General features: G+C 67.6%; 19 protein-coding genes and 2 tRNA genes. 6 read left to right on the top strand and 15 right to left on the bottom strand.

The window, feature by feature from the left end:
• Positions 1 to 140: 140 nt before the first annotated feature.
• The 4 genes from CA982_RS19610 to mobA form a co-directional block, all read right to left on the bottom strand.
• A complete protein-coding gene (locus CA982_RS19610) occupies positions 141 to 533 on the bottom strand; it encodes a DUF4233 domain-containing protein (protein ID WP_086536924.1) in 393 nt (130 codons plus the stop codon).
• A complete protein-coding gene (gene folC / locus CA982_RS19605) occupies positions 530 to 2,062 on the bottom strand; it encodes a bifunctional tetrahydrofolate synthase/dihydrofolate synthase (RefSeq protein WP_086536923.1) in 1,533 nt (510 codons plus the stop codon). Before folC ends, CA982_RS19610 begins: the two co-directional genes overlap by 4 nt.
• Positions 2,059 to 4,722: a valine--tRNA ligase gene (locus CA982_RS19600; protein WP_086536922.1), complete on the bottom strand. Its 2,664-nt coding sequence runs from the start codon at positions 4,720 to 4,722 to the stop codon at positions 2,059 to 2,061. Before CA982_RS19600 ends, folC begins: the two co-directional genes overlap by 4 nt.
• 95 nt (positions 4,723 to 4,817) lie before the next feature.
• A complete protein-coding gene (mobA, locus tag CA982_RS19595; RefSeq protein ID WP_244176391.1) occupies positions 4,818 to 5,465 on the bottom strand; it encodes a molybdenum cofactor guanylyltransferase in 648 nt (215 codons plus the stop codon).
• A 40-nt stretch (positions 5,466 to 5,505) separates the two neighbouring features.
• Here mobA and CA982_RS19590 point away from each other — a divergent pair, with 40 nt between their 5' ends.
• The gene (locus CA982_RS19590; protein WP_086536921.1) at positions 5,506 to 7,842 is read left to right on the top strand and encodes an FdhF/YdeP family oxidoreductase; all 2,337 of its coding nucleotides are present in this window, start codon (positions 5,506 to 5,508) and stop codon (positions 7,840 to 7,842) included.
• Positions 7,843 to 7,914: 72 nt separating this feature from the next.
• Here the strand turns inward: CA982_RS19590 and clpX are convergent, their stop codons facing one another.
• From clpX to CA982_RS19565, 5 genes are all read right to left on the bottom strand, one after another.
• Positions 7,915 to 9,195: an ATP-dependent Clp protease ATP-binding subunit ClpX gene (clpX, locus tag CA982_RS19585; RefSeq protein WP_004019616.1), complete on the bottom strand. Its 1,281-nt coding sequence runs from the start codon at positions 9,193 to 9,195 to the stop codon at positions 7,915 to 7,917.
• A gap of 208 nt (positions 9,196 to 9,403) precedes the next feature.
• Positions 9,404 to 10,099, bottom strand: a complete 696-nt coding sequence (locus CA982_RS19580) for an ATP-dependent Clp protease proteolytic subunit (RefSeq protein WP_086536979.1) — start codon at positions 10,097 to 10,099, stop codon at positions 9,404 to 9,406.
• A 65-nt stretch (positions 10,100 to 10,164) separates the two neighbouring features.
• Positions 10,165 to 10,764 (bottom strand): ATP-dependent Clp protease proteolytic subunit, encoded by a 600-nt coding sequence (locus CA982_RS19575; RefSeq protein WP_004019614.1) that lies wholly within the window; start codon positions 10,762 to 10,764, stop codon positions 10,165 to 10,167.
• 277 nt (positions 10,765 to 11,041) lie between these two features.
• Entirely contained in the window at positions 11,042 to 12,409 is a 1,368-nt protein-coding gene (gene tig / locus CA982_RS19570; protein WP_158097823.1) for a trigger factor, read from the bottom strand.
• A gap of 88 nt (positions 12,410 to 12,497) precedes the next feature.
• Positions 12,498 to 12,571: transfer RNA gene (locus CA982_RS19565), tRNA-Pro, on the bottom strand.
• Between the two features lie 232 nt (positions 12,572 to 12,803).
• Here CA982_RS19565 and CA982_RS19560 point away from each other — a divergent pair.
• Positions 12,804 to 12,877 (top strand) — tRNA-Gly (locus tag CA982_RS19560).
• Between the two features lie 39 nt (positions 12,878 to 12,916).
• Here CA982_RS19560 and CA982_RS19555 read toward each other — a convergent pair.
• Positions 12,917 to 13,171: a hypothetical protein gene (locus CA982_RS19555; protein WP_244176389.1), complete on the bottom strand. Its 255-nt coding sequence runs from the start codon at positions 13,169 to 13,171 to the stop codon at positions 12,917 to 12,919.
• A 261-nt stretch (positions 13,172 to 13,432) separates the two neighbouring features.
• On the opposite strand from CA982_RS19555, the gene CA982_RS19550 reads away from it, so the two are divergent.
• A complete protein-coding gene (locus tag CA982_RS19550) occupies positions 13,433 to 13,618 on the top strand; it encodes a hypothetical protein (protein ID WP_086536918.1) in 186 nt (61 codons plus the stop codon).
• A 310-nt stretch (positions 13,619 to 13,928) separates the two neighbouring features.
• Positions 13,929 to 14,630 carry a L,D-transpeptidase gene (locus tag CA982_RS19545; protein WP_086536917.1) on the top strand — a complete coding sequence of 234 codons (702 nt, stop codon included), beginning with the start codon at positions 13,929 to 13,931 and terminating at the stop codon, positions 14,628 to 14,630.
• A 77-nt stretch (positions 14,631 to 14,707) separates the two neighbouring features.
• On the opposite strand, the gene CA982_RS19540 is transcribed toward CA982_RS19545, so the two are convergent.
• The 4 genes from CA982_RS19540 to CA982_RS19525 form a co-directional block, all read right to left on the bottom strand.
• Positions 14,708 to 15,616 carry a PE-PPE domain-containing protein gene (locus CA982_RS19540; protein WP_086536978.1) on the bottom strand — a complete coding sequence of 303 codons (909 nt, stop codon included), beginning with the start codon at positions 15,614 to 15,616 and terminating at the stop codon, positions 14,708 to 14,710.
• Between the two features lie 89 nt (positions 15,617 to 15,705).
• Positions 15,706 to 16,161, bottom strand: a complete 456-nt coding sequence (locus tag CA982_RS19535) for a cupin domain-containing protein (protein ID WP_275447830.1) — start codon at positions 16,159 to 16,161, stop codon at positions 15,706 to 15,708.
• Positions 16,162 to 16,248: 87 nt separating this feature from the next.
• Positions 16,249 to 17,052, bottom strand: a complete 804-nt coding sequence (locus CA982_RS19530) for an Fpg/Nei family DNA glycosylase (protein WP_086536916.1) — start codon at positions 17,050 to 17,052, stop codon at positions 16,249 to 16,251.
• A 15-nt stretch (positions 17,053 to 17,067) separates the two neighbouring features.
• A complete protein-coding gene (locus CA982_RS19525; protein WP_086536915.1) occupies positions 17,068 to 17,550 on the bottom strand; it encodes a ribose-5-phosphate isomerase in 483 nt (160 codons plus the stop codon).
• A 22-nt stretch (positions 17,551 to 17,572) separates the two neighbouring features.
• Here CA982_RS19525 and CA982_RS19520 point away from each other — a divergent pair, with 22 nt between their 5' ends.
• The gene (locus CA982_RS19520) at positions 17,573 to 18,619 is read left to right on the top strand and encodes a M48 family metallopeptidase (protein ID WP_086536914.1); all 1,047 of its coding nucleotides are present in this window, start codon (positions 17,573 to 17,575) and stop codon (positions 18,617 to 18,619) included.
• 33 nt (positions 18,620 to 18,652) lie between these two features.
• Here the strand turns inward: CA982_RS19520 and CA982_RS19515 are convergent, their stop codons facing one another.
• Entirely contained in the window at positions 18,653 to 19,273 is a 621-nt protein-coding gene (locus CA982_RS19515; protein WP_086536913.1) for a DsbA family protein, read from the bottom strand.
• A 225-nt stretch (positions 19,274 to 19,498) separates the two neighbouring features.
• Between CA982_RS19515 and CA982_RS19510 the strand changes: the two genes are divergently transcribed.
• Positions 19,499 to 20,066: TetR/AcrR family transcriptional regulator (locus tag CA982_RS19510; RefSeq protein WP_144066065.1), on the top strand; the 568-nt coding region annotated here is incomplete at its 3' end.

Here is a 20,066-nt window from a genome sequence, read left to right as displayed (position 1 = left end):
TGTTGCAGCCGGCCCCCCCGTGTCGCCCCGATTCGGCGATAACGGTCCGGCCACAGCTCTTGCGGCCACCAAAGCCCGCACTGAGCAACGCGAACACGGCTGGTCCGGCGTCCGAGGCGGGCGGTACCGGACCTCTCCGACTACTCGATCGGTTCCTGTCCGGGCAGCATCCCGCGTTCGACGCGCTTCTCCACGTCGGCCTTGATGTAGCGGATGTAGAGCCAGACCGAACCGAAGACGACTCCGACCACCGCGATCGACCAGTGGAAGATCCCGCCGGCGATCAGGACGACCTGCAGGGCGAGATCGAGGGTGATCGCGTAGGGCCGGCCCTGCATCCCGGCGGCGAGGATCATCGCGATGACCACCAGCGTGAGGTACCCGCCCGACAGCCAGGTCAGCCCGTCGCCCAGACGCCACACGATCGGGAACGCCAGGATCACGACGATGACCTCGAGGATCATCGTGCCCGCCATCACGCCGCGCAGCCCCTTCCACGGATCGTTCGTGGGTGGGGTGTACCGGGTGGTCATGAGGGTTCCTTACCGAAGAGGGTTCGCGCGGCACCCGCGGTCACGACGGACCCGGTGATGACCACGCCTGCGCCCGACACTCGCTCCCCGTCGGCTTCCTCGGCCAGGGCGATGGCCTCTTCGACGGCGTCGGGCAGGAAGGGTTTGACGACGACGCGGTCCTCACCGAACACCTCGCGCGCGTACTCCGCGAGCGTTTCGGGGTCGAGGGCGCGCGGTGATCCGTTGTCGGTGACGACGATCGCGTCGAGCACCGGTTCCAGGGCCTCCAGGACCCCGCGGGCGTCTTTGTCGCCGAGCACACCGACCACGCCGACGAGACGACGGAAGTCGAATTCCTCGGCGAGGGCCTGCGCGAGTGCGGCCGCCCCGTGCGGGTTGTGTGCCGCGTCGGCGAACACCGTCGGCGCGCTGCGCAACCGTTCGAGCCGCCCGGGGTTGTCGACCGTGGCGAAACCCGCACGGACGGCATCGATGTCGAGCTGCCGATCGGCACCCGCACCGAAGAACGCCTCCACCGCCGCGAGGGCCAGCGCGGCGTTCGCCGCCTGGTGCGCGCCGTGCAACGGCACGAAGATCTCGTCGTAGACGCCGCCGAGTCCCTGGATCGTCAGCATCTGCCCGCCCACCGCGATGCCGGCATCGAGGACCGCGAACTCCGAACCCTGACGGGCGACGATGGTCCCCGCGTCGACGGCCGCGCGCAGCAGGACGTCCATGACCTCAGGACTCTGTTCGGCGATGACCGTGACGGGGTCGACGGTCCCGGCGGCATCGGGCTCGGCGGCCTTGATGATCCCCGCCTTCTCCCCCGCGATGGCGGTCAGCGTGTCGCCGAGGTAGTCCGCGTGATCCATCGCGATCGGCGTGATCACCGAGACCGTCCCGTCGATGACGTTGGTCGCGTCCCAGCGTCCGCCCATACCGGTCTCGACGACGGCCACGTCGACCGGCGCCTCGGCGAACACCGCGTACGCCATCGCGGTCAGCACCTCGAACTTGCTCATCCGCGGTCCGCCCGCGGCAGTCGACGAATCGTCGACCATGGTGATGTACGGCTCGAGTTCCCGATAGGTGTCGATGTAGGTGCGCGCCGGAATCGGCTTGCCGTCCACCGAGATCCGTTCGGTGACGCGCTGCAGGTGCGGACTCGTGATCCGCCCGGTGCGCCGGTGCAGCGCCGACAGCAGGGCGTCGACCATCCGGGTGACCGACGTCTTGCCGTTCGTCCCGGCGATGTGGATCGCGGGATACCCGTGCTGCGGCGACCCGAGGAGGTCCATGAGCGTCGCGATGCGGGTCAGCGACGGTTCGATCTTGGTCTCGGGCCACCGGGTGTCGAGTTCGGCCTCGACGTCGGCGAGTTCGGCGAGATCGTCGGCGCTGTCGGTGACGCGCAACCGCGCCGGCTCGGCATCCGGATCGGGTTCGTCGTCCCCCAGGATCGCCGACAGACCCAGGGGGTCGCCCGCCGCGTCCATACCCAGGACGGCGGGATCCTCTTCGGGGAAACCGGTGTCGTCGCTCACGCGCCGGCCAGACTCGCCAGCTTCGCGTTCAATCGTTCGACCTCTTCGGTCGCGATCCGCTGACGGTCCCGGATCTTGGCGACCACGTGGTCGGGCGCCTTGGACAGGAACTGCTCGTTGCCCAGTTTCGCCGAGGTCGTCGACAGCTCTTTCTCCGCGACCGACAGGTCCTTGGTGAGGCGTTTGCGTTCGGCCTCGACGTCGACGGTGCCCGAGGTGTCGATCGCGACGACCACGGTGGCCACGCTCAGGCGGACCTCGATGGTCGCGGTGGCTCCGAAGCCGGGTCCGGCCGGATCGAGGCGCGCCAGGGCGGTCACGTACGGCAGCAGCGGTTCGAGCCCGGCTTCGCCGAGTCCCTCGAACTGCACGGCGACCCGCTGGCCCGGACGCAGACCCTGATCGCTGCGGAAACGGCGGACCTCGGTGATCAACCGCTGCAGATCGTCCACGCGGGCGGCCGAATCCGACGACCAGTCACGTCCGGAGGTGGTCGGCCACGGCGCGACCACCAGCGATTCGCCCCCGGTGAGCGCCTTCCAGAGCACCTCGGTGACGAACGGCATCACCGGCGACAGCGCTCGCAGCAGCGGCTCGAGGACCGCCCCCAGCACGAGAGCGGTTGCTTCCGAACGCTTCTCGTCGTTCTCGGCGATCTGCACCTTCGCCAGTTCGAGATACCAGTCGCAGACCTCGTCCCACGCGAAGTGATAGAGCGCCTCGCAGGCCTTGGAGAACTCGTAGGACTCGAACCCGGCGTCGATCTCGGCGAGCACCTCGTCGAGGCGGCCCAGGATCCACCGGTCGGCGTCGGTCAGCGCCTCCGCTTCGGGCAGCTCACCGACCTTCGCGCCGTTCATCAGCGCGAACTTGGTGGCGTTGTAGAGCTTGGTCGCGAAGTTGCGCGACGACTGGGCGTGATCCTCGCCGACCGAGATGTCCGAACCGGGATTCGCACCCCGGGCGAGGGTGAAGCGCAGGGCGTCGGCGCCGAAGCGTTCCACCCAGTCGAGCGGGTCGATGCCGTTGCCCTTGGACTTCGACATCTTGCGACCGTGCTCGTCGCGCACCAGTCCGTGCAGGAACAGGTTGTGGAACGGGATCTCGTTGCCCGGTCCCAGGTCCTTGCCGACGTAGGTGCCGAACATCATCATGCGGGCCACCCAGAAGAACAGGATGTCGTAGCCGGTGACGAGGACCGACGTGGGATAGAACTTCTCGAGATCCGCGGTCTGGTCGGGCCAGCCCATCGTGGAGAACGGCCACAGCCCGGACGAGAACCAGGTGTCGAGGACGTCGGTCTCCTGGACGTAGCCCTCGGGCGCCTGCTCGTCGGGTCCGACGCACACGACGTCGCCGTCGGGTCCGTACCAGATCGGGATGCGGTGGCCCCACCACAGCTGGCGCGAGATACACCAGTCGTGCATGTCGTCGACCCAGCTGAACCAGCGCGGTTCCATCGACTTCGGGTGGATCACCGTCGACCCGTCGCGCACCGCGTCGCCGGCCGCCGCGGCCAGCGTGGAGACCGCCACCCACCACTGCATCGACAGTCGCGGTTCGATCGGCTCACCGGTGCGCTCGGAGTGGCCGACGCTGTGCAGGTACGGACGCACCTCCTTGACGATCCGGCCCTGTTCGGCCAGCGCCTCGCGCACCTTGACGCGCGCCTCGAAGCGGTCCATGCCGTCGAATTCGGTTCCGGTGTCGGCGATCCGGGCCGATTCGTCCATGATCGTCGGCATCGGCAGGTTGTGCCGCTGTCCGAGCGCGAAGTCGTTGGGGTCGTGTGCGGGAGTGATCTTCACTGCGCCACTGCCGAATTCGGGGTCCACATAGTCGTCGGCGACGATCGGGATCCGGCGGTCGACGAACGGATGCGGCAGCTCGGTGCCGACCAGGTGGGCATAACGCTCGTCGTCGGGATGGACCGCGATCGCGGTGTCGCCGAGCATCGTCTCCAGCCGGGTCGTCGCGACGACGATGTGGGGTTCGGTGTCGTCGAGCGATCCGTAACGGAAGCTGACGAGCTCGCCTTCCACGTCGGCGTAGCTCACCTCGATGTCGCTGACAGCGGTCTTGAGGACCGGCGACCAGTTGACCAGACGCTCCGCCTGGTAGATCAGCCCGTCGTCGAACATCTTCTTGAAGACCGTGTGCACCGCCCGCGACAGGCCCTCGTCCATCGTGAAGCGTTCGCGCGACCAGTCGACACTGTCGCCGATGCGGCGCATCTGCTCACCGATGTTCCCGCTGATCTCGGCCTTCTCGGCCCACACCCGGTCGATGAACGCCTCTCGGCCGAGGTCGTCACGCGTCTTGCCCTCGGCGGCGAGCTTGCGCTCGACCATCGTTTGCATCGCGATCGCCGCGTGGTCCATTCCGGGCAGCCACAGCACCTCGTAACCCTGCATGCGACGCCGGCGTGAGAGCGCATCCATCAGGACATGTTCGTAGGCGTGGCCCATGTGCAGGGAGCCGTTGACATTCGGCGGTGGGATCACGATGGAGAACGGTGGCTTGTCGCTCGCCGCGTCCGCGGTGAAGTACCCGGCGTCCACCCAGCCCTGGTAGAGCGACGCCTCGTGCTCAGCGGGATCCCAGGACTTGGGCAACCCGGTCTCGGGTACGGCAGTCCGGGGCGACGCTGTCTCGGGCAACGCGGATGTCTGGTCGGGTGATGTCACGGGCGCTATTCTATGTTTTCGCCGGGCCGGACCTCGCCCGGGACCCGTCCGCGCGAGCGCGCCGGCCGCTAGCCCGCCGACACGCGCAACCTGTGCAGGTCCTCGGGCGCGTTGACGTTGACGAGCCAGTCCGGATCGGAGATTCCCACCCGGTGGGTGGTGAGTGCCTCGATCGCGCCCAGCATCCGTCGTTCGCCGCTCGCGACGATGTCGGCGATCAGTCCGGCCGCATCCGTGCGGTAGATCCCTGCCATCGGATGATCGCGCTGCGCGTCGTGCGCGATGACCGCCTGCGTCGAGCCGGTCACGCCCAGACGTAACTCGTCGATCAGGTCCGGGGCGATGAGCGGCATGTCCGTGGCACACACGAACGCGTACTCGGCACCCGCGGCGGCCGCGGCGGACAGACCTGCGACGAGACCGCCCAGCGGGCCGGTCCCCTCCTGCTCATCGGTCACCCAGCGCACCTTCGACGTGTCGATCCCCGGCGCCGCGCGGTCACGGATGTCGTCGACGCCGCGGAATGCGGCGGACGTCTCACCCGCGACGACCAGCACCGGATCGCATCGTTGCGACACCACGCGCACCACCCGGGCGAGCATGGGTTCGCCCTCCCAGTCCAGTGCGGCCTTGTCGCTGCCCATTCGCCGTGAGCGTCCGCCCGCCAGCACCAGAGCGGCGATCACCGATGTATCCGAATCCGTGTGTTGAGTCACAGTGCCCAGTGTGCGCGATGCGGCACACGTGCGGGGCAAGATGGACATCATGAGCAACACTCACGACACCGAATCGACGGCAACGCACGCCGTCGACGAGCCGCGCGAGGTCCGGCGCACGCACCGGAAGTCCTATGCCGCCGGGGTCCCCGCGGTCGCGGTCGCCCTCAAGCGCGGTGTCGAGCAGATGGGCGCGGTCCGGACGGCGCAGACCTTGATCAAGCTCAATCAGCGTGATGGGTTCGATTGCCCCGGCTGCGCCTGGCCGGAGACCCCGGGCCACCGCAAGCACGCCGAGTTCTGCGAGAACGGCGCCAAGGCGGTCGCCGAAGAGGCCACTCGTCGAGCGGTCACTCCCGAGTTCTTCGCCGCCCACAGCGTCGATGACCTCCGCACACGAAGCGGCTACTGGCTTTCGCAGCAGGGGCGTCTGGCGCACCCGATGTATCTCGGCTCGGGCGACACCCACTACCGGCCGCTCAGCTGGGATGAGGCCGACGCCGTCATCGCCGACGAGCTCGCCGCGATGGACTCGCCCGACGAGGCCGTGTTCTACACGTCGGGTCGCACCAGCAACGAAGCCGCTTTCCTGTATCAGCTCTTCGCCCGCAGCCTGGGTACGAACAATCTCCCCGACTGCTCGAACATGTGCCACGAGTCGTCCGGCGCCGCTCTCGGCGCGTCGATCGGCATCGGCAAGGGGTCGGTCACCGTCCCCGATCTCGAGGCGGCCGACCTGATCCTCATCGCCGGCCAGAACCCCGGCACCAATCACCCGAGAATGCTTGCCACCCTGGAGAAGGCGAAGCACAACGGCGCCCGGATCGTCGCGATCAACCCGCTCCCCGAGGCGGGCCTGATGCGCTTCAAGGATCCGCAGAAGGTCGGCGGCGTCATCGGCGCGGGCACCAAGCTGGCCGACGACTTCCTCCAGGTCCGGCTCGGGTCCGACATGGCCCTGTTCCGCGGCGTCGCACGTCTGCTCCGTGACGCCGAACGAGCAGCGCCCGGAACGGTCTTCGATCAGCAATTCCTCGACGAGTCGTGCGCCGGGGTCGAGGAGTATCTCGATCTGCTCGACGACGTCGACCTCGACGAGGTCGTCGAGATCACCGGAGTGACCCGCGCCGAGATCGACGAGCTCGCACGGGCTGTTGCCACCTCCCGACGCATCGTCCTGTGCTGGGCGATGGGACTGACCCAGCACCGCCACGGCGTGGCGACCATCGCCGAGGGCACCAACGTGCTGCTGCTGCGCGGCATGATCGGCCGAGTCGGGGCCGGACTGTGCCCGGTTCGCGGCCATTCCAATGTGCAGGGCGATCGCACGATGGGGATCTTCGAGAAGATGCCGGAGTCCTTCCTCGCCGCCCAGGATGCCGAGTTCGGCATCACGTCCCCACGCGAGCACGGCTACGACACCGTCGCAGCCATCACCGCGATGGCCGCCGGGAAGGTCCGCGTCTTCGTCGGGATGGGCGGCAATTTCGTGTCTGCCTCGCCCGACACCGACGCCACCGCCGACGCTCTGCGGCGCTGCGCACTCACGGTGCACGTGTCCACCAAACTGAACGAATCGCACCTCGTCACCGGTCGCCGCGCACTCATCCTGCCCACCCTCGGTCGTACCGACCGCGACGTCATCGACGGTGTGGCGCAACGTGTCTCGGTCGAGGACTCGATGTCGGCGGTGCACCTGTCGCGCGGGTCGCTGCCGCCGGTGTCGTCGCATCTGCGTAGCGAGGTCGCGATCATCTGCGATCTCGCGACCCGTGTTCTCGGCACCGCTCACCCGGTTCCGTGGCAAGAACTCAAGCGCGACTACGACCGCATCCGGGACCGGATCGAGCGGGTCGTACCCGGCTTCGACGACTTCAACATCCGCGTCCGGCGGAGTGACGGCTTCGTGCTGCCGCACCCGCCTCGCGACACCAGGTCGTTCGACACCCCCAACGGCAAGGCCAACTTCGCACTCCACCCCCTCGAATGGGTGGACGTCCCGGCCGGCCGTCTCATCTTGCAGACACTCCGGAGCCACGACCAGTACAACACCACCGTCTACGGCCACGACGACCGTTACCGCGGCATCTCTGGGAACCGCCACATCGTGATGGTCAACCCCGACGACATCGCGTCGCTCGGCCTCCGGGCCGGACAACTCGTCGACATCGTCTCGGAGTTCGACGGCGAGGCCGGAGTGGAGGAACGCCGGGTCCGCGGCTTCGAGGTCGTCCCGTACGACACGCCGCGCGGCAACGCGGCCGCGTACTACCCGGAGACCAATCCGCTGGTCCCGCTGGGATCGGTGGCCAGGGAGTCGAACACACCGGTCTCCAAGGCGGTGGTCATCCGCCTCGAGCCGGCCGCATCGGCCTAGCCGGGTACGACAGATTCGAGCCCCGCCCGGAGGACCGGGCGGGGCTCGCTTGTCGTCGGTGCGTGCTGCGCGTCAGGCGCTCTTGTCGCGACGTTCGTCGCTGGAGGCCTTCCGCGGCACGATCGTCGGGAGCACGTTGTCCCGGACGGTCTCACCGGTCACCACGACCTTCTCGACGTCGTCCCGGCTGGGGATGTCGTACATGACCGGCAGCAGGACCTCTTCCATGATGGCGCGCAGGCCACGGGCGCCGGTGCCACGGTGGATCGCCTGATCGGCGACCGCCTCGAGCGCATCCTTGGTGAACTCGAGCTCCACGTTGTCCATGTCGAACAACCGGGTGTACTGCTTCACCAGCGCGTTCTTCGGCTCCGAGAGAATGCTGACCAGCGAGTCCTTGTCGAGGTTGGTCACCGAGGCCACGACCGGCAGACGTCCGATGAACTCCGGGATCAGACCGAACTTGATCAAGTCCTCCGGCATCACGTCGGCGAACTGATCCGAGGTGTCGACCTCGTCCTTGCTCGCCACTTCGTTGCCGAAACCGAGGCCGCGCTTGCCGATTCGCTCGGACACGATCTTCTCGAGCCCGGCGAACGCACCGGCGACGATGAAGAGCACGTTCGTCGTGTCGATCTGGATGAACTCCTGATGCGGGTGCTTGCGTCCGCCCTGCGGCGGCACGGAGGCCTGGGTCCCCTCGAGGATCTTCAGGAGCGCCTGCTGGACACCTTCGCCGGACACATCGCGGGTGATCGACGGGTTCTCGCTCTTGCGAGCGATCTTGTCGACCTCGTCGATGTAGATGATGCCGGTCTCGGCGCGCTTGACGTCGTAGTCGGCGGCCTGGATCAGCTTCAACAGGATGTTCTCGACGTCCTCGCCCACATATCCGGCCTCGGTGAGGGCGGTGGCGTCGGCGATCGCGAACGGGACGTTGAGCATCTTCGCCAGCGTCTGCGCCAGATACGTCTTGCCGCATCCGGTGGGGCCGAGCATGAGGATGTTCGACTTCATCAGCTCGACGGTCTCACCCGTCCGGGAGTCCTTCTTCTCTCCCGCCTGGATGCGCTTGTAGTGGTTGTAGACCGCCACCGCGAGCGTCCGCTTCGCCGTGTCCTGGCCGATGACGTACTTCTCGAGGAAGTCACGGATCTCCGTCGGCTTGGGCAGCTCGTCGAGCTTGACGTCGCCGTTCTCGGCCAGTTCCTCTTCGATGATCTCGTTGCACAGGTCGATGCACTCATCGCAGATGTACACGCCGGGGCCGGCGATGAGCTTCTTCACCTGCTTCTGGCTCTTCCCGCAAAAAGAGCACTTGAGCAGGTCGCCGCCGTCTCCGATTCGTGCCATCTCGCGCTGTACCTACTTCCTCGTTGCCGGACTGTCGTGTCTGGTCCGTCGCGTCGCACGCAGCCGGGCATGGGTCATTTGATCGACATTCGAATGCCCAGTAACCCGACGGTACCCGCGTGCCGCCCGAACTTCGACCGATAAGGCCAAATGTCGCGGCAGAAAATCACCGGGACTTCTGTACTGCCACAACTACTTCATCGAAGGACTACTTCTTCATCGACTTCTTGCGGTACTCGAAGACCTCGTCGATGATTCCGTACTCCTTGGCGGCCGCCGCGGTCAGGATGTTGTCGCGATCGGTGTCCTTGCGGATCTTCTCCTTGTCCTGGCCGGTGTGGCTTGCCAAGATCTCGTCGAGCCGGTCGCGGATGCGCTCGATCTCGGCGGCCTGGATCTCGAGGTCGGACACCTGACCCTGGTATGCACCGCCGGTACGCGGCTGGTGGATCAGGACCGTGGCGTTCGGGAGGGCCGCGCGCTTGCCGGGCGTTCCGCCGGCGAGGAGGATCGCCGCGGCCGACGCCGCCTCGCCGAGGCAGACCGTGACGATGTCGCAGTGCACGTACTGCATCGTGTCGTAGATGGCCAGCATGTCCGGCACGCTGCCACCGGGCGAGTTGATGTACATGGTGATGTCGCGGTCGGGATCCTGCGACTCCAGCACCAGCAGCTGCGCCATGACGTCGTTGGACACGACCTGGTCGATCGGGGTGCCGACGAACACGATCCGCTCTTCGAAGAGCTTCGCGTACGGGTCGTACTGTCGCTGACCGTTCGGGGTGTGCTCGATGAACTGCGGCAGGATGTACCGCGCCTCGATGTTCTTCAGCGCCAGGGCCGACGCGGGGATCCCGGCGGCGACCTCGGCGGGCATGCCGTCGTGGGAAAGGGAGTTGGTCATCTGTTGCTCCATTGAGTAGAGGTGGCTCGGCGGTGGCTGTCAGGCGCGGTCATCGACCCCGGGTCTCACTGACCCGGACGCGAGATCACCTTGTCGACGAAGCCGTATTCCTTGGCCTCTTCCGCGGTGAACCACTTGTCACGGTCCGCGTCGGCCTCGATCTTCTCGAGCGGCTGACCGCTGAACTCGGCGTTGAGCCGGTTCATCTCCTTCTTGGTGAGCGCGAACTGCTCGGCCTGGATCGCGATGTCGGCGGCGGTACCACCGATGCCCGCGGACGGCTGGTGCATCATGATGCGCGCGTGCGGCAGTGCGTGCCGCTTGCCCTTGGTGCCGGAGGCCAGGAGGAACTGCCCCATCGACGCCGCCATGCCCATCGCGTAGGTCGCGACGTCGCACTCGGCGAGCTGCATGGTGTCGAAGATCGCCATGCCGGCGGTCACCGACCCACCGGGCGAGTTGATGTAGAGGTGGATGTCCTTCTGCGGGTCCTCGGCTGCGAGCAGCAGGATCTGCGCGCACAGTCGGTTCGCGATGTCGTCGTCGACCTGGGTGCCCAGGAAGATGATGCGCTCGCGCAGCAGACGCTCGAACACCGAATCGGTCAGGTTCAACCCAGCCACACCCGAACTCATCGTGGGTGTGTGGATGGTCGGCTCACTCACGGGTTCCTACCTTTGCCTTGTTGTCATGACCTGTGCGTCACCCGCGGGCGACGCACACGCTCATCGAATACTTCTCTGATGACGTCCTCACCGACACTAACCAATCGAGACCCGCGGGCACTCCCGAGGACACGCCACTTCGCTGAGAGCAGAACCACCTTCGGCACCGTGAACAACCTGTGCGCGATGGCGGACGACGGCAATCGCCGGCCCTCGGGGACGAGGACCGGCGATGGCGCGGATCAGGTGCGGCACGCAGGGCCGCGGTCGGAGTCGATCAGTTGTCGGTGTCGGATGTCTCCGCGTCGGACTCCTCGGCGTCGTCGTTGCCACCGAAGAACTCCGCGGTGTCGACGGTCGCACCGTTGGTGTCGGTGACGGTCACATCGCCGACGATCGCGGCCAGCGACTTGCCGCGACGGACATCGGCGTACACGGCGCCGACCTGGTTGGCCTGCGTCAGCTGCTGGATGAACTCCTGCGGCTGCATGCCGTAGCGCTGGGCGGTGAAGATGATCTGTTGGGTCAGCTCGTCCTGGCTGACCTCGGTGTCCTGCTGGTCGGCGATGGCATCGAGCAGCAGCTGCTGCTTGACCGACTTCTCGGCCTCGTCGCGGGACTCGGCGTCCCACTCCTCGCGGGTCTTGCCCTGCGCCTCGAGGAACTTGGCGACCTGCTCGTCATCGTGTCCGAGGGCGTGGATGACCTGGTGCTGCTGACCCTCGACCTCTTCGTCGACGACCTTCTCGGGCAGCGGGATCTCGACGGTCTCGAGCAGCTTCTCGAGAACCGCGTCACGGATCTTGTTGGCCTGCTCCAGCTTCGCCGACTGCTCGACGCGCTCGGCGAGGCTGGCGCGCAGCTCGTCGACGGTGTCGAACTCGCTGGCCATCTGGGCGAACTCGTCGTCGACCTCGGGGAGCTCGCGCTCCTTGACCGACTGCACGGTCACCTTCACCAGAGCCTCCTCACCGGCGTGGTCGCCGGCGACGAGCTTGGTCGTGAACTCCTTGTCCTCACCGGCCTTCAGGCCGATGAGCGCCTCGTCGAGTCCGTCGATCAGCTGACCCGAGCCGACCTCGTGGGACAGCCCCTCGGTGGTGGCCTCTTCGACCGGCTCGCCGTCGACGGTCGCGGCCAGGTCGATCGAGACGAAGTCGCCGTTCTCCACGCCCCGCTCGACGCCCTTGAGGGTGCCGAAGCGAGCGCGCAGACCTTCGAGCTGCTCGTCCACGGCGGCGTCGTCGACCTCGATCGCGTCGACCTCGACCGAGAGGGTCGAGTAGTCGGGCAGGGTGATCTCGGGACGGACGTCGACCTCGGCGGTGAAGGTGACCGACTCGCCGTACTTCAGCTCGGAGAGGTCGATCTCGGGCTGGCCGATGGCCTTGGTCTCGGTCTCGGCGACGGCCTCGGAGTACTTGGCCGGAATGGCGTCGTTGACGACCTGCGCGAGGATCGAATCGCGACCGACGCGGGCCTCGATCAGCTTCGCGGGCGCCTTGCCCGGGCGGAACCCGGGGATCCGGATCTGCTGGGCCAACGACTGGTAGGCCCGGTCGAAGTCTGCCGACAGCTCCTCGAACGGGACCTCGACGTTCAGCTTGACCCGGGTCGGGGTGAGTTGCTCGACAGTGCTCTTCACGCCTGAATACTCCTTATATCTACGGTGGTGGAAGTTCGGTCGTTCGCGGGCCGTACACCGGGTGACCGGTCCGGCCACATCGATCAAGTCGGGATGACAGGATTTGAACCTGCGACCCTCCGCTCCCAAAGCGGATGCGCTACCAAGCTGCGCCACATCCCGGGGTCCGAACACGCGAGGAGACCCCGGAGGGCGACCGCGCATCAGGGCCAACAAGAGATAGTACGTGCCACACCGGCCGACGCCGCGCACGGGTGTCGAAAGCGACGACAGAACACTGAGGCGTCCGATGAGAGCCGAACCGCGGGGCCGACCCCGATTTCGGTTCCGGCTCCCCTACCGGTACAGTCACACATCGCACGCGACGCCGAGTTCTCGACGGCACCGCGGCAACGCGGGTGTAGCTCAATGGTAGAGCCCTAGTCTTCCAAACTAGCTACGCGGGTTCGATTCCCGTCACCCGCTCCACCAGGTCCGGAGGCGTCACGCCTCCGGACCTTCGACGTCTCAGGGCGTCGGCGGTTCGTCCCATGGCAACGGCAGCGGCACGTACTCGTACTCGATTTCTGGCGGCGGCCCCTCCGCGGGATGTCCGGGCGCCGACGGGTCACCGGGTCCGGTCGAGATGATCGGCGGTGGGCACGGCGCGAACTGGCCGTTGCCGACGGCCATCTTGCAGGGCTCGGCGTTCGCGAGCCCCGCGCCTGCCACAAGTCCCGCGCTTCCGACGAACGTCGCCGCGGCGAATGTCAGTGTTGCCATGAGTCTGGTCATCGAGCTTCCTAACGGTGAATCGCCTCTCGTGCCGGAGAGGCGACGAGGTGGAACAGGGCGCTCCCTTCCGAGGGCACCGCACACCGCCCCCACCGTCGACATTCCTCCGCCGCACCTCGACGACATGCGATTCCGCTCCGGATGTCTCAAATCCCCGCCCGAGTCACCCGAGCGGACCACATCCCCACAGACGACCACCGGCATCCGACCACCCTGTGATCCACGCCACACCAGGCGTACCGTTGACCCATGTCCTCCAGCCACACGAAAACCCAGCGCCGGTGCGGCTCCTGCGGCGCTCCCCTCTACCTCCGCCGCGACGTCACCGAATCCGAGGCGGGGATCGGCCGCGTCGACGTGATGCTCGTCTGCCGGGACGAGGCGTGTTCACAGCCCGCGCGACACCTTCGGACCGAACACCCCCAGCCCGTCTGACCCGAAACCCAACGGTCGCCAAAGCCCAAGTAACACTGGGACAAACGATCCTGTTGACATCGACGGGACATCGACGAAGATGAGTCGCATCTGCTGCCGACGGGATATGGCGGCGGTCGAATGTGATGACCGTCACATCTGGTGTGCGTGGCTGCGCTCACCTCGGGTTTTGCGACGTCGTACTCGCCGTTCGCGATCGCGGGGTCATTCGGGCTGCCCGACTCCTTGGACCGAACACAACGGTTGTGTAACGATGGTGCAGCGCTCAGGCTGATGCGCGGAAAGACCCATCGAACCGAAGGTACGACCTGTGTTGAACTCCCCTACGCCGACCCCGCGCGCTTCGCGCCGCCGCTCGGCTCGACGCCTCACGGCTGTCGTCTTCGGCGTCCTGGCAATGGCCCTCGCACTTCCCGGTGTCGCGAACGCCGTCCCGGTCACCGTGATCCCCGGCCTGCCGCCGGTCGAGATCCCGGCGATCCCCGGTCTGCCGACCCCGCCGGCGCCGAGCACCCCCGAGGCCCCGCAGCCGCCGTCGTCGACGACCACCGAGGAGAAGCCGGCTGACCCGGCCATCCCGAACGTGAAGACCGAGACCGGTTACATCGCGCTGGCCGACGACAACACCCACACCATCACCTGGTGGCACAACGGCAAGGTCGTCAAGAAGATGCCGATCTCGATGGGGTCCGACGCGCACCCGACCCCGCACGGCGTGTACTACACCAAGGAGAAGTACCGCGACATGTACATGGATTCGTCCACGTACGGCGTCCCGGTGGACTCCGCCGAGGGTTACCGCACCTACGTCGAGTACGCGACCCGCATGTCGTGGGACGGCATCTTCATCCACGCCGCACCCTGGTCGGTCAACCAGCAGGGCCGCAGCAACGTCAGCCACGGCTGCATCAACGTCACCACCGAGTACGGCAAGTGGGTGTACGACAACGTGCCCCGCAACACCCCGATCGTGGTCCGTAACACCATCGGACCGAAGTACCAGAACAGCTAGGTAAGTACCAGAACAGCTGGGTACACCAGACACCACGAGGGGCCGGTCACCATGGGTGACCGGCCCTTTGTCGTGCCCTACGCGACGGCGAAGGTCGCCTGCACCTGAAGCCACTGCGCGATCACCTGGCAGCCGGTGGATGCGGGATCGGTGACCGACGTCCGCCGGTAGGGCTCGCTGCGGTAGGACGTGTGCCGACCGCCGACCGCGTTGCTGACCCACAGGCCCCTGACGCGCATCCGCGGCGGGAGGTAGCACCGGATCTCGCGCCAGGCGGCCGCGAGACGTCGCGCGTCGCGCCGCCACTGTGCCGGCCGGACGGAGGTGCGGCGTGCATTCTGCAAGTCGTTGGCGCGCAGGACCTTCCAGGCACTCCTACCCCACCGGCCGAGCCCGGCGAGGGCCATCGATCCGGTGAGGTCGGCGACGTCGCGGACCAGTGAATCGGCACCGGCGTTGCAGATCATGTCCTCGGCCGCGCCGACCCAGTGCACCGGAAGCCCGGCAGGCAGGTCTACTCCCGGTCCGGCCACGCCCCACCCGCGACAACCCGGCACCGCGCCAGGCGGTTGATGGGGATCGGCGACCAGGCCCACACCGACAATCCGGGGCAGGTCGGACGCGTCGGCGGCGGCCAGCTCGGCGAGGGCCGTCCGGATCACCACCGCACCCTGGGAATAGCCCACCAGCGCGACCGGGCCGGCCGAGGCGAGGACGGCCGCGCGCAGTTGGCGCGCTCCGATGGCGACACTCTCGACGAAACTCATGCCGCCCGGGACCGGGGCAGGCCCGTAACTGGCCGGGTACCCGACCCACCGACAGACGAAGCGGTCGTCGAGTTCGTCCGCCACTCCCGCCAGGAGACCCGACACATCGGTCCGGGTGTCGCCCGCGAAGGACTCCCCGGTCCCGCCCACCACGAAGACGGTGATCGTCGACGACGCGGCTCCCGGTTGTCCGAGGCGGACTCCAACACTCTGCTGCACCTCACCCATCGTGGCGACGGCATGTGTGAAGCGGCCCCGCGGGCGCTGAGGGCTCCCTGAGAGTCCGGTCGTCGCCGGTCCGGATCAGGTCAGGACGCCTGCGCGGGCGGCGGTTTGGCGACGTAGTCGGCGGTCTCGATGATCGCGACGAAGAATCCGCTCCCCTCGATCACGTTCGCGCTGTGCACGAGTCCGGCCGGGATGTAGATACTCGCCGGCGCCTCGACCTCATAGACCTCGTCACCGAGGGTGATCTCGTAGACGAGACGGTCGAGTGACAGCAGGATGTTGATCTCCGGGCAGTCGTGCACGTGCGGTTCGCAATAGTCGCGGGAAGCGGCCGAGACGGCACGCATCTCATGGGCGACGACGCGCTTCTCCGCCTCCGGGAAGAGATCCCCGCCGGCCAGCACACGTCGGGTGATCGGCGCGTCGGCAGCTCCGTGGAAGGGCACGTCCTTCAGTGGAGACACCTCTCCCCGCGAGATCAAACCGGCATGGGACCGGATGCTTTCGCTGACTGTCACACTGCCCCCTCTTGTCATCCCCGACCCTTCGCATGAGTGCGAACCTCACGGTCCCGCACGATGCTACTAAGGTTCGGCTATCCACACCGACTGGGCAGTAACCTGTCAGGTCTGGCAGACGGGACACCAATAGAGTTTTCGGCCCTCGAGGTCGGCCATGAGAACAGCGGTTCCGCAGATCCGGCACGGCTCACCCGCCCGCCGATACACGTAGGTTCGCGGTCTGTTCGGTGCATAGGCCGGCGCCCCGGAATCGTCCCCTGGGCGGATCACGTGGATGCGTCCACGGCGTACGCCGATCTTCATCAGACCCACCAGGTCGGACCACAATGCGTCGAATTCCTCACGGAGAACACGCTTTCCGGGACGCATCGGATCGATACCCGCCCGGAAGAGGATCTCAGCGCGGTACACGTTGCCGATCCCCGCGATCACCTTCTGGTCCATCAGCAGGGCGCCGACCGGACGAGCGGACCGCGAGATCGCCGACCATGCCCGGTCGGGGTCGGCGTCGCGCCGGAGCGGGTCCGGACCGAGCCGGGCGATCAGGGTCTCGAGGTCGGCGGGGTGGTAGATCTCACAGGCCGTCGGACCGCGCAGGTCCGTTGCGGCGGTCTCACTCTCGATACGGAGTCGAACCTGGCCCACCGGTGCGGGCACGGGCACCGTGAGTTCGGTGAAGCCACCGTAGAGCCCGAGATGGATGTGCACCAGACGTTCGGTGCGGCCATCCCGATAGCGATGTACGAGATGTTTGCCCCAGGCCTCGGCGGCGTGGAAGGTCAATCCGTCGACCTCTGCCGCACCGTCGGCAAAACGTCCCTGCGGACTGCTGACGCGGACCCGCTGCCCGCCGAACAGACGCTGCTGCCGGCGTGCGAGTCGATGAAGCGTGTGGCCCTCGGGCACGGGCTCGGCCCGCGACTACTCGGCCGGGGCCCCCGGTACCTCGGGAGCCTCACCGGTGCGCTCGTACTCGGCGAGGATGTCGATGCGGCGCTGGTGTCGGGCCTCCTCCGACCAGGGGGTGGCGAGGAAGGCGTCGACGATGGCGAGCGCCTCGGAGGTGCTGTGCATCCGGCCGCCGATGCCGATGAGCTGGGCGTTGTTGTGCTGCCGGGCGAGCTGTGCGGTCTCGACGCTCCAGGCGAGCGCGCAGCGCGCGCCGGGGACCTTGTTGGCGGCGATCTGTTCGCCGTTGCCGCTGCCGCCCAGCACGATTCCCAGGCTGCCGGGGTCGGCGACGGTGCGGGCCGCGGCGGCGATGCAGAACGCCGGGTAGTCGTCGGCGGGATCCAGCACATGGGCTCCGCAGTCCACGACCTCGTGGCCGGCCGCCGCGAGATGATCGGCGATCTGGTTCTTGAGTTCGAATCCGGCATGGTCGGCACCGAGATAGACACGCATGGCGCCACTATAGATTGAGAGCGTGGACACGCCCCTGCCCATCCCCCACGAGCCGAACGGCGGCGTACGCGTCGCCGGGGCGCCGATCCCGAACGTGCCCGGCGTCGCCGACCCGCCGCCGCCCGCTCCGGCCGACCCCACCCGGCGGTGGCTGCGTCCGGCGCACTACGCGGCGCGGCCCCGGCTGCATCCCTGGGAGATCCCCGCCCTCGTCGTGGTGATCCTCGCGACGGTGGTGGGCTACGCGGCGATCATCCTGCTCGTCGCGCTGGGCACGCTCGACCAGCTGTTGCTGGGTGCGCTGCTGTTCCCGCTCCTGCTCTTCGTGATCCGCGGTCTGACCTATGCCTCACCGCGGGTCAACGGCGTGCAGATGACGCCGACCCAGTTCCCGGACGGGCACCGGATGGTCGTCGAGGCCGCCGCACGCTTCGGACTCGAATACGTGCCCGACGCCTACGTCGTCCTCGGCAACGGGGCGATCAATGCGTTCGCCTCCGGGCACGGGTTCCGGCGGTTCGTCGTCGTGTACTCCGACCTGTTCGAGGTGGGTGGCGCCGCCCGCGACCCGCAGGCACTCGAATTCATCATCGGGCACGAGGTCGGTCACATCGCCGCCGGACACACCTCGTACTGGCGACAGCTCTCGACGATCGTCGGCATGAACATCCCGGTTCTCGGCGCCGCGTTGTCACGCGCTCAGGAGTACAGCGCCGACAACTACGGGTACTACGCCAGACCCGGTGGGGCGCCCGGGGCGATGGGTGTCCTGGCCGCGGGCAAATACATGCTCTCGGCGGTGGACTTCGACCAGTTCGCCGACCGGGCGACCCACGAGCGCGGCTTCTTCACCTTCCTGACCAACGCGATGTCGTCGCATCCGGTGCTGACCTGGCGCGCGGCCGCCCTGCGCGACCGGACCCGGGCGGGGGCCATGCTGTTGCGTCCGCGCCAGATCGTCCGGGGTGTCGGCAGCGGAAACGTGGTGCCGGTGCCGCCACCACCGCACCCGGCCACACCGGCGCCCGGCGGACTACCCAACGGCATCGAACCCCCACCGCGCTTCTGACCTGGTCGAACCGTTGTCGCGCAACCGAATCGATCAGTCGAACTGCGGGTCCTCGTTGCGGGTGCGCTTGAGCTCGAAGAAGTGGGGGTAGGACGCGAGCGCGCGCGCACCGTCCCACACCGTGCCGGCGTCCTCACCGCGCGGGATGCGCGACAGAACCGGACCGAAGAAGGCGACGTCGTTGACGTGGATGGTGGGCGTGCCGACGTCGTCGCCCACCTTGTCCATGCCCGCGTGATGACTCGTGCGGATCGTCTCGTCGAAGTCGGTACCGTCGGCCGCCTCCGCGAGCGCGGCGTCGAGGCCGAGCTCCTCGAGCGCACCGGCGATGACCTCGTCGAGATCCTTGATGCCCTGGTTGTGGATCCGGGTGCCCATCGCGGTGTAGAGCGGCGCGAGGATCTCGTCACCCTTCTGTGCGGCAGCCGCGGCGATGACGCGGACGGGACGCCACGCGTGCTTGAGTCCCTCGCGGTACTCCTCCGGGATGTCCTTGCCCTCGTTGAGGACGGCGAGACTCATGATGTGGAAGTTCACGTCGATGGGGCGCACCTGCTCGGCTTCCAGGATCCAGCGCGAGGTGATCCAGCACCACGGGCAGAGCGGATCGAACCAGAAGTCGACGCGGTCGGTGGTCTGTGCCTGCACTGACATGAAACGTCCTCTCGAGAGTCTGCTGTTCAGCGGGCGCCGGGCAGCCGAGCCGTGGCGCCGTCGGACGCCTCAACATCGCGGCGCACCGAACTGTTCCCGCCGGACCCCGACCACCCGGCCCAGACCACCCGGCCCAGACCACCCGACGAGGGGCTGGGGATTCGCAGCGCCCGGGCCGGAGATGATGTGAGAGGGTGCAGGGACCGCCGAGGAACAGGACCCGGGATGCCGTCGCCACCACCGTCTGATCCGGACCAGCCGATCCGGATGGTTCGGCGCGGCCACGGGGTGGTGCCCAGGTCCGTCGGGCACCGGTCGGCGCAGATCGTGCGCGCCGCCACGAAACTCTTCCAGGACGCCGGGTTCCGCAACGTCAGCATCGAGCAGATCGGCGCCGCCGTCGGTCTCACCGGGCCGGCCGTGTACCGGCATTTCCCCGGCAAGCACGACATCCTGTCGCAGGCCCTGACCACCCAGGTGGAGCTCGTGGGGCAACTCATGACCGACGCGGAACTCCGCGGAAGCTCGCCGGACGACCAGCTCTCACTCCTCCTCGACGGCCTCGGCGACCTCACCGCCCACCGAGACGTCTCGACGCTGTGGCGGCGCGAACAACGCCACCTCCAGCCCGCCGAACTCGGCGTGATGAAAGAGTATTTCGTTCAGCTGAGCGACCACTTCGCCTCGCTGATCGTCGCCACGCGGCCCGGGATCGCACCCTCGGACGCGGTGGTGCTGGGCGCGGCCGCGCTGAGCGTGTACTCCAACACCTCCGGGATGCGCGGCTCCCTCC

The organism is Gordonia lacunae, from assembly GCF_002149015.1.
GTDB lineage: Bacteria > Actinomycetota > Actinomycetes > Mycobacteriales > Mycobacteriaceae > Gordonia > Gordonia lacunae.
This window is presented reverse-complemented; position numbering and strand designations above follow the sequence as displayed.